The organism is Leuconostoc sp. BM2 (assembly GCF_002095565.1).
Classification (GTDB): Bacteria; Bacillota; Bacilli; order Lactobacillales; family Lactobacillaceae; genus Leuconostoc; species Leuconostoc falkenbergense.
On sequence record NZ_MOWQ01000083.1, the window covers coordinates 1 to 1,645 of the forward strand.

At 37.2% G+C, this 1,645-nt stretch carries 1 protein-coding gene; it reads right to left on the minus strand.

Annotated features, from left to right (window positions below):
- Window positions 1–357: 357 nt before the first annotated feature.
- Window positions 358–1,383, minus strand: a complete 1,026-nt coding sequence (locus BMG01_RS10410; protein WP_036068452.1) for an IS30 family transposase — start codon at window positions 1,381–1,383, stop codon at window positions 358–360.
- Between the last annotated feature and the right edge of the window lie 262 nt (window positions 1,384–1,645).

Below are 1,645 nucleotides of genomic sequence, written 5' to 3' on the forward strand. Positions count from 1 at the left end.
ACTAACAAATGTCTTGAATTTGTCAACCCCTAAAGTAACAAATAATCAAAAAAAATTGATTTTATTTTCGCTAATCCGTTGTCGCTGTTGTGATAGCGGATTTGTTTACAATCTGATTACAAAGACTGTTTTTGTGCTATTTACGGTTTTGTGTTTCTAAATTTCAGCTACCATAATTTATTTTTGATGTTTGATGTTGGTCGCATATTTAGTTTTTGCATTGTCATTTTGACTTTTTTAAGCCAATCAAACCCTAAATTCGTGTTTATCTGGCTTTTATTATACGCAAAAATGCAGCCCAAAGCTATTGACTTTGAACTGTCTTAACAATTAGCGATTTTTAGCATCTGTTGATGATTAAGCTGCCATGATTCGCTTAGTAAAGACTTTTTCAGGTGTTTTGAACCTGAGCACATTTCTTGGACGCTCATTGATGTCCTGAATGGCGTTTTGAAGCTTACGTTGAGTAATCTTAGTAAAGTCATAACCAGCAGGAAATACACGCCTTAATTCGCGATTCATGCGTTCGTTTGTACCTCGTTGACCTGGTGATTGTGGATCAGCGTAATATAATTTTTTGCCGTACGTATCTTCAATGCTGTAAATAAATAAACTACTGGTGAATTCTGTGCCACGATCACATGTGATACTGTCACAAACATTTTCAAACCTTGACATAAAGGTATCAATGGCTGTTTTGACATCATCTGAACTCTTACTTTTAGCTTTGACACCAACCATAAAACGTGTTTTTCGTTCCACAAATGTAATCACGAAAGACTGGGAATCTTGAGGACTCATCACCCCATCAATTTCCCAATGACCAAATGTTGAACGATTATTGATGACTTCTGGACGGTTGTGAATTGAACGCGTTTCAATCATCATCCGTTTATGTTCTGGATTAACTGGTTTTGCCCTAAGATGCCTGCGTCTTTTGCCTTTAAGCGGTAAATCATTTAATGTTGCACTCAGGTTGCGATTAAGAATCCAGTTATAGATTGTTCGTGTGCATACACCAATTCGTGGCACACCATGTGCAATTTGTTCTGGCGACCAATGTTTCTTTTTGAGATAGTAATCTATCTTTTCGCGTTTTCTAGGTGTGATTTTAGGCTGTGAACGATGCGACTTTGATTGATAATACTCAGCACGTCTTGCCGCTTGCACAGGTTCGTAGGTATGGCGCAATATTTTCTTTTTGCCATGCCAAGTCATGACACGGGCATTACGCTGCAATTCGTGTGTAATGGTAGCTCGAGGGCGGTTTAGTTTTCGAGCAATTTCTGCATTGGTTTTACCCGCGTCAATCATATTTTTGATGGTAACGCGCTCTGTAAAATTAAGGCGACCATATTTAGAGTTTGGGTTTTTCTTAGTCATGTGGCAATTATTCCTTCTCTCAATAAAACTATAAAATTGACATTCGGTCAATAGTTAAAATGTTAAGAAAAACAAAAGTGAACAACTGCTCGTATACTGAAAATCCGGACCGCTTTATTTCTAGGGCATAATCCAAGATAATCAAGTATAGGAGTTTTTTTATATTATGAAAGCTAAGCGATACTCAACAGAATTTAAGTCATCAATTGTCACCTTGTATAACGAGGGACGTTCTGCTAATTCTCTAGCCAATGAATACCAT